The sequence below is a fragment of the Acidovorax sp. LjRoot204 genome (genome assembly GCF_056175785.1).
The window spans coordinates 1-7954 of sequence record NZ_JBGFFF010000177.1 but is presented as its reverse complement, the minus strand read 5'-3'; the positions used below and the strand labels follow the sequence as shown (position 1 = coordinate 7954).

8 protein-coding genes and 2 pseudogenes are annotated in these 7954 nt (G+C 65.6%); 9 read left to right on the top strand and 1 reads right to left on the bottom strand.

Annotation, left to right across the window (positions count from 1 at the left end):
* The 8 genes and pseudogenes from AC04MI_RS21470 to AC04MI_RS21435 form a co-directional block, all read left to right on the top strand.
* Window positions 1–111, top strand: a pseudogene (locus AC04MI_RS21470) (gluconate 5-dehydrogenase); the annotation flags it as partial.
* 154 nt (window positions 112–265) lie between these two features.
* Window positions 266–697, top strand: coding sequence for a PaaI family thioesterase (locus AC04MI_RS21465; protein ID WP_056063497.1), 432 nt, complete (start codon window positions 266–268; stop codon window positions 695–697).
* Window positions 698–811: 114 nt separating this feature from the next.
* Window positions 812–1828 (top strand): NADP-dependent oxidoreductase, encoded by a 1017-nt coding sequence (locus tag AC04MI_RS21460; RefSeq protein WP_476498646.1) that lies wholly within the window; start codon window positions 812–814, stop codon window positions 1826–1828.
* The gene (locus tag AC04MI_RS21455) at window positions 1828–2283 is read left to right on the top strand and encodes a GNAT family N-acetyltransferase (RefSeq protein ID WP_436077171.1); all 456 of its coding nucleotides are present in this window, start codon (window positions 1828–1830) and stop codon (window positions 2281–2283) included. Before AC04MI_RS21460 ends, AC04MI_RS21455 begins: the two co-directional genes overlap by 1 nt.
* A gap of 53 nt (window positions 2284–2336) precedes the next feature.
* Window positions 2337–4013 carry an isovaleryl-CoA dehydrogenase gene (locus AC04MI_RS21450; protein WP_476498645.1) on the top strand — a complete coding sequence of 559 codons (1677 nt, stop codon included), beginning with the start codon at window positions 2337–2339 and terminating at the stop codon, window positions 4011–4013.
* A gap of 30 nt (window positions 4014–4043) precedes the next feature.
* Window positions 4044–4979: a glutathione S-transferase family protein gene (locus tag AC04MI_RS21445; protein ID WP_436077173.1), complete on the top strand. Its 936-nt coding sequence runs from the start codon at window positions 4044–4046 to the stop codon at window positions 4977–4979.
* A gap of 148 nt (window positions 4980–5127) precedes the next feature.
* Window positions 5128–6033, top strand: coding sequence for an SDR family oxidoreductase (locus tag AC04MI_RS21440; protein WP_116750020.1), 906 nt, complete (start codon window positions 5128–5130; stop codon window positions 6031–6033).
* A gap of 50 nt (window positions 6034–6083) precedes the next feature.
* A complete protein-coding gene (locus tag AC04MI_RS21435; RefSeq protein ID WP_056746248.1) occupies window positions 6084–6674 on the top strand; it encodes a methylated-DNA--[protein]-cysteine S-methyltransferase in 591 nt (196 codons plus the stop codon).
* Window positions 6675–6680: 6 nt separating this feature from the next.
* Here the strand turns inward: AC04MI_RS21435 and AC04MI_RS21430 are convergent, their stop codons facing one another.
* On the bottom strand, window positions 6681–7463 hold the full coding sequence (locus AC04MI_RS21430) for an IclR family transcriptional regulator (RefSeq protein WP_476498644.1): 783 nt from the start codon (window positions 7461–7463) through the stop codon (window positions 6681–6683).
* Window positions 7464–7706: 243 nt separating this feature from the next.
* Between AC04MI_RS21430 and AC04MI_RS21425 the strand changes: the two are divergent.
* Window positions 7707–7954 (top strand): annotated as a pseudogene (locus tag AC04MI_RS21425) (hypothetical protein); the annotation flags it as partial.

Below are 7954 nucleotides of genomic sequence, written 5' to 3'. Positions count from 1 at the left end.
GATGAAGACCTGAAGGGCCTGTGCGCGCTGTATGCGTCGGATGCGGGCAAGCACATYACCGGCCARTGGCTGGCGGTGGACGGCGGCGTGAGCATTGTGACCGGAGGGTGAAAATCCCCCTGAGCGGCTGCGCCGCTTCCCCCTTCTCTCGAATCGCTGAGCGATTCGGGAAGGGGGACGACGCAATCGCTGCGGGGCTGCCCTTGCTCTGCGTCCCTCGCCTGTGCCGCGCCAGTTGCGACCTACATTTCCAAAGGAACAAACCTTGATCAGTTTTGGTGTCGAAATCCCCTTTGTCAGCCACCTGGGCTTCACGCTGCACCGCATGGAGGACGGCGAGTCCGAGCTGCGTTACGAAGCCAAGCCTGAGCACCTGAACTCGTTTGCCGTGACCCACGGTGGCGCGTCTATGACGCTGCTGGACGTGACCATGGCGACGGCCGCGCGCAGCGTGACGCCGGACATGGGTGTGGTCACCATCGAGATGAAGACCAGCTTCATGCAGCCCGCGCGCGGGCCGCTGGTGGCCAAGGGGCGGTTGATTCACCGCACGGCCACCATGGCGTTCACCGAGGGCACGGTGTACGACGCCCAAGGCAAGGTGTGCTGCCACGCCACCGGCACGTTCAAGTACGTCAAGCGCCTGCCGGTGGACGGGCGCAATGTGAATGACCTCAAGGTCATCTCCACCGACTGAGCCAGTGATCGAGGTCGTCAGCAGGTTTTAAAGCCTTTTTGCCTGCAAGCGCAATGTATATATGCGCTGGCAGCTATCAAAAACATAGTGTTGAATTTTCTGAAGGAGCTTTCCATGCCACGCAACCAACAAATCGTTCTCGACAACCGTCCCCAGGGCGAAGCGGTGGCCAGCAACTTCAAGCTGGTCGCGACCGACACGCCCGCGCTGCAGGACGGCCAGGTGCTGGTGCGCCACCACTACMTGAGCCTSGACCCCTAYATGCGCGGCCGCATGAACGASWSCAAGAGCTACGCCGCATCGCAGGCGCTGGGCGAAGTCATGATCGGTGGCACCGTGGGCGAGGTGGCTGAGAGCAAGCATCCCAAGTACGCCGTGGGCGACAAGGTGGTGGGCATGGGCGGCTGGCAGGAATACAGCGTGGTCAATGCCGACCAGCCCGGCGCGCTTCGCAAGGTCGATACGACCCATGTGCCGCTGTCGCACTACCTGGGCGCCGTGGGCATGCCGGGTGTCACGGCCTGGTACGGCCTGGTCAAGATCATTGCGCCCAAGGAAGGCGACACCGTGGTGGTCAGCGCCGCCACGGGCGCCGTGGGCAGCGCTTTTGCGGCCCTCGCCAAGGCCCGTGGCTGCCGCGCGGTGGGCATTGCGGGCGGTGCCGACAAGTGCAAGTACGCAGTGGAAGAACTGGGCTTTGACGCCTGCATCGACTATCGTGCCCACAGCGACGTGAAGGCCATGTCCAAGGCCCTGAAGGAAGCSTGCCCYAACGGCATCGAYGGCTAYTTCGAGAACGTGGGCGGCTGGATCATGGACGCCGTCATGCTGCGTATGAACGCCTTCAGCCGCATCGCCCTGTGCGGCATGATCGCCGGCTACGACGGCGCACCGCTGCCCATGGCCAACCCCGCGCTCATGCTCATCAACCGCATGAAGGTCGAAGGTTTCATCGTCAGCGAGCACATGGAAGTCTGGCCTGATGCCCTCAAGGAGCTGGGTACGCTGGTCGGCACCGGCAAGCTGCGCCCGCGCGAAACCATTGCCCAAGGCATTGCCGCCGCGCCCGAGGCCTTCCTGGGCCTGCTCAAGGGCAAGAACTTTGGCAAGCAACTGGTCAAGCTGATCTGATGATGCTGAAGTGGACCTGGGCCCGCTTCGATGACCTGGGCGTGCATGCGCTGCATGACGCCCTGGCCCTGCGCTGCAAGGTGTTCATCCTGGAGCAGGGCCCCTACCAGGACCCGGACGAAGCGGACAAAAAGTCCTACCACCTGCTGGGCTACGACGAGGCGGGTGCGCTGCAAGCCTGCCTGCGCGTGGTGGACCCGGGCGTGAACTACCCCGAGCCCTCCATTGGCCGCGTGGTCACCGCCAAGGAGGCGCGCGGCAACGGCACAGGCCGGGCGCTGATGCAAGAGGGCATTGCCCGCTGCAGCCAGGCGTGGCCGGACCGGGGGGGCATCCGCATCAGTGCGCAGGCGCACCTGCGGGGCTTCTACGGCAGCCTGGGTTTTGAGGCGGTCTCCGACGAGTATCTGGAAGACGATATCCCGCACATTGAAATGCTGCGAAAGGCGGGCTGACACAGCCGCAGCTCTTTCGACCATTCACACAGCCCACCCGTGAAGGAGCCGACATGACCTTGCCCACCGCCACCCTGGCGCGTACCCATGACGTCTTCAACCAGAGCACGCCGTGGGCGGATGTGAACCTGTTCACCACCAACCAGCCGCTGCAGGACGCGCTGAGCTTGCATGCACCTGGCCTGGGTGTGGAGGGCCTCACCGCGCTGGGCGCCGAGATGGGCTCGGCCGAGATGCTGACCCACGCGCGCCTGGCCAACACCCACAAGCCCCAGCTGCGCACGCACGACCGCTTTGGCCACCGCACGGATGTGGTGGAGTTCCACCCCAGCTACCACGCGCTGATGGGCGCCTCGCTGCGCCACGGCCTGCATGCCACGCCCTGGTCGCGCCAGGACACGGGTCATGCGCATGTGGAGCGCGCGGCGGGCTTCATGCTGTTCACCGAGGCCGAGCCCTCGGTGCTGTGCCCCGTGTCGATGAGCTACGCCGTGACCCCGGCACTGCGAGGCAATTCAGCGGTATCGGCGGACTGGAGCAAGGGTTTGGCAAGCACGCAGTACGACCCGCGCCTGGCGCTGTTCTCGCAGAAATCCGCGCTCACCATGGGCATGGGCATGACCGAGAAGCAGGGCGGATCGGACGTGCGTGCCAACACCACACAGGCGGTCCACGACGGCGACGATGCCTGGGGCGCGCGCTACCGCATCACCGGCCACAARTGGTTTTTCTCGGCGCCSATGTGCGATGCCTTCCTGATCCTGGCGCAGGCGCCCGGCGGGCTCACCTGCTTCTTCCTGCCGCGTGTGTTGCCCGATGGTGGCGAAGGTGCGGTCAACACCATTCGCATCCAGCGCCTGAAAGACAAGCTGGGCAACCACGCCAATGCCAGCTCCGAGGTCGAGTTCATCGGCGCGATGGCCTGGCGCGTGGGCGAAGAGGGCCGGGGTGTGGCGCAGATCCTGGAGATGGGCACCATGACGCGGCTGGACTGCGCGCTGGGCACCAGCGGCCTCATGCGGCAGGCGCTCAGCATTGCGCTGCACCACACGCGCCAGCGCTCGGCCTTTGGCAAGAAGCTGATTGAACAGCCACTGATGCGCAATGTGCTGGCCGATTTGGCGCTGGAGAGCGAAGCCGCCACCGCGCTGTCAATCCGCCTGGCCAGCGCCTTCGACAAGAAGGCCACCAGTGAGCACGAAGCCGTGATGGCGCGCCTGCTCACGCCSGTCGCYAAGTTCTGGRTSTGCAAGCGCGGCAGCSWSTTYGCSCARGARGCCATGGARTGCCTGGGCGGCAACGGCTATGTGGAGGAGGGCGGCGAGGGCGTSATGGCKCGTATCTACCGCGAGATGCCGCTCAACTCSATCTGGGAAGGCGCSGGCAACATCATGGCGCTGGATTTGATGCGCGCCGTGCGCCGCGCCGACACCGCTGCCGCGCTGGACGCCGAACTGGCACCCGCACGCGGCGCCCACCCGGCGCTGGACCGTCTGGCCGGCGCACTTCCCCTGCGTGTAGACGCCATGACCACCGAGGCCGAGGCCCGGCGACTGGCCCAGGATGTAGCGTTGGCAGTGCAGGCGGCCCTGTTGTTGCGCAGTGCGCCCGGCGCAGTGTTCCGAGCGTTTTGCGACTCGCGCCTCTCTGGTGACTGGGGCTACAGCTTTGGCACGCTGGGCGCGGGTGTCAACCTTGACGCCATCTTGGACCGCGCACTTCCGGCCTGAGCCATCCCACAGAATTTTGCGGAGAAACCCATGTCCTACCTCATCCTGCACCACTACCCCTCGTCCCCGTTTTCCGAAAAGATCCGTGCGGTGCTCGGCTTCAAGCAGCTGGCCTGGAAGTCCGTCATCATCCCCAGCGTCATGCCCAAGCCCGATGTGGTGGCGCTGACCGGCGGGTATCGCAAGACGCCGTTCTTGCAGATCGGCGCCGATATCTATTGCGACTCGGCCCTGATCTGCGATGTGCTGGAGCATGAGCATCCCGAACCCGTGCTGTATCCGCCGCACCTCAAAGGCGTGTCGCGCGTGTTTGCGCAGTGGGCCGACACCACGCTGTTCTGGGCYGCCATGGCCTACAACCTGCAGCCCAAGGGCGCCGCCGTGTTGTTTGCCAACCTGCCGCCGGCGGCTGCGCAAGTGTTTGGCGAAGACCGCCGCGAGATGAGCGCGGGCATGCAGCGCCTGCGACCGGCCGATGCCACGGCCGCCTACCGCTCGTACCTGCGGCGCATTGCGCACATGGCCGAGGAACACGACTTCCTGTTCGGCGCCGAGCCTTGCCTGGCCGACTTTGCGGCCTACCACCCGCTGTGGTTCACGCGCCAGTGTGTGCCCCTGATGGCCGACATCTTTGCCGCCACACCCGCCGTGCTGGAGTGGATGGACCGCATCGCTGCGCTGGGCCACGGCCGCATGGAGAAGTTCAGTGCCGCTGACGCCATCACCGTGGCCGCGGGCATGGAGCCGCTGCCGCTGACCGACGACGTGTTCCAGGACGAGCACGGGATCCCRCTGGGTACCCAGGTCACGATTGCCGCCGAGAGCTTTGGCACTGAGCCCACGGAAGGTGAGCTGATTGCCGCCACCCGCACCCGCTACACGCTGCGCCGTACTGACCCGCGTGCGGGCACGGTGCACGTTCACTTCCCCCGCATTGGCTACGTGCTGCGGCCGGTGGCGCCCTGAACAACGGCAGCCTTTTTGATCGCATTGCGCCCGATGCGCTCTGCGTGTTCGGGCGGCGTTGGCCGAAGCCGTGTGTCGGCATCACCGCACTCCCGTGTTTCACGACTGCACCCCATCATCCATCGACAACCCCTAGGAGACACAAAACATGATCGACAACTTTGCCGGCAAAACCGCCGTCCTCACCGGCGCAGGCTCGGGCTTTGGCCTGGAATGCGCGCGCATTGGCGCCCGCCTGGGCATGAACCTGGTGCTGGTCGATGTGCAGCAGGACGCGCTCGACGCTGCCACGGCCGAGATGCAGGCCGCMGGCGCCCAGGTGCTGGCGCGCAAGGTSGACGTGTCGAACGCCGCCCAGATGGAGCAACTCGCCGCCGACGTGCAGCAGCGCTTTGGCGCACCGCACCTGGTGTTCAACAACGCGGGCGTGGGCGCGGGCGGCCTGGTGTGGGAAAACTCGGTCAAGGACTGGGAGTGGGTGCTGGGCGTGAACCTGTGGGGTGTGGTGCACGGCGTGCGCCTGTTCACCCCCATGATGCTGGCAGCGGCCAAGGCCGACCCCACTTGGCGCGGCCACATCATCAACACCGCCAGCATGGCGGGCCTGCTGGCGGCGCCCAACATGGGCATCTACAACGTGAGCAAGCACGCAGTGGTCAGCCTGTCGGAAACGCTGTACCAGGATTTGTCGCTGGTCACTGACCAGATCGGCGCCAGCGTGTTGTGCCCGTTCTTTGTGCCCACCGGCATCAACCAGAGCCACCGCAACCGCCCCGGCGACCTGCCTGCCGAAAAGCCCACCAAGAGCCAGCTCATCGGCCAGGCGATGAGCGACAAGGCCGTGGGCAGTGGCAAGGTGACTGCTTCCGAGGTCGCGCAAAAGGTCTTCGACGCTGCTGCCCAGGGCCAGTTCTACATCTACAGCCACCCCAAGGCCCTGGCCTCGGTGCAGACGCGCATGGAAGACGTGATGATGGGCCGCAACCCCACCGACCCGTTTGCCGCCAAGCCCGAGCTGGGTGCACAGTTGCGGGCAGCGCTGAGGGCTGATTGAGCCAGAGGCGCTTGATTTACATGCCCTGAATGCTATTCAAAAGGTAGCAAATGGCCGCAGAGCTGCACGCCAACGACACGGCGCACCGCCCCACAGGCGGCTATGCGCTGTTCCCCACGGCCATCGACCACTGCGGCATTGCATGGCGGGGGGCGCTGCTGGTGGGGGTGCAGTTGCCGGAAGACGCGGGCGAGGTGGCAACGCGTGCCCGCATGCAGCGCCGGTTTCCGCAGCTCGCCGAAGGTGCGATGCCACCCGATGTGGCAGCCTGGGCAGCACGCGTGGCGGCCCTGCTTGAAGGTGCGCAGGACGACCTGCGTGATGTGCCCCTGGCGCTCGACGCCGTGCCTCCCTTTCACGCCCGCGTGTACGAGCTGGCCCGCCGCATTCCACCCGGCAAAACCATGACCTATGGCGAGATGGCTGCCGCATTGGGCGAGCCGGGTGCTGCGCGTGCCGTGGGCCAGGCGTTGGGCCACAACCCGTTTGCGCCTGTGGTGCCGTGCCACCGTATCCTGGCGGCGAACGGCAAGACAGGCGGTTTTTCGGCCGGTGGCGGCGCCACCACCAAGATGCGCATGCTGGACATCGAGGGCGCGTTTGCGCACGAGACCCTGGCGCTGTTTGCACCCAGGGGCTGAAGGGGTTCAGCCGCGCTTTTTGAGCAGGGGCGACCCCGCGCTGGCCATGGCCAGCTCGTGCGTGGTGTTCAGCAGGGCAGGGCCCAGGGCCTGCATGCGCTCGGGCGTCAGGCGCACCAGTGGGCCCGCAATGGTCACCACCCCGATCACCGGGCCGTTGCCTTGCCGGATGGGTGCGGCCATGGCCGTCATGGCCGGAGCAAACACCTCGACGATGGTGCTGAAGCCCTGCTGCCGTGCGGTGCGCAGGTAGGCCAGCAGGGCCTTCACGGTGGTGGGGGCGTTGGGGCCGTAGTCCTCGGGTTTGCCAAAGCCCTGGCGCGCCACCAGGGCCAGGGCCTCTTCATCGCTCATCGTGGACAGCCAGGCATGGCCGGCCGAGCTGCACGACAGGTTGACCGACAGGCCCATGTCCGGGTCGTAGCGCAGGCCGCGTACGGCCCCTTGCGCCTTGGCCACAAAGGTCAGCGCATCACCGTCCACCACCGCCAGACGCACCAGCTCGCCAGATTCGGCGGCCAGCCGGTCCAGCAGGGGCTGGGCAATGTCCACCACGCCCGTGGCGCTCAGATAGCCCAGGCCCAGCGACACCAGCTTGATGGTGAGCATGTAGTYGCCMTGGCTCTGGTCCTGCCGCACGTAGCCGCARCGGATCARYTCGRCCAGCAGGCGGTGSGTGGCGCTCAGYGGCATKTCCAGTTCGGAGGCCAGGCTCGACAGGGCCTTGCCTTCCGGGTGCGGTGCAAGATGCTCCAGGACTTTGAAACTGCGTTCAAGGATGCTGCTCATGGCGGGGGCTCTTCGTGATCGTGAACCGGTTTTTCCAGGATACCCAAGCGCTGGTTCTTCGGGCGCAATGTATCAAAAATTGTTAAAGGGTTTCTACTGTGGAAACAGTTTCCACTTTATTCATACGATGCAGTTCCCGATGCACTCCGGGCTTGGTGTGCACATTGCTGGTTTCTTTTTGTTGGAGAAGTCCCTGTGAAAAAAACTGCTTGCCTTCTGGCGGCCGCTGGCCTGTCCTTCTTGATGGCGCTGCCCGCCGCCGCGCAGCAGGAGCGCGTGATCCGCTTCGGGCACCTGAACAATGCCGACCATCCCGTGAGCTTTGGCGTCAAGCGTTTTGGCGAACTGCTGGCGGCCAAGAGCGGCGGCAAGATGAAGGTGATGGAGTTCCCCGCCTCGCAGCTGGGCAACGAGATGCAGCAGCAGTCGGCGTTGCAGGGCGGCAGCTGGGCAACGAGATGCAGCAGCAGTCGGCGCTGCAGGGCGGCGTG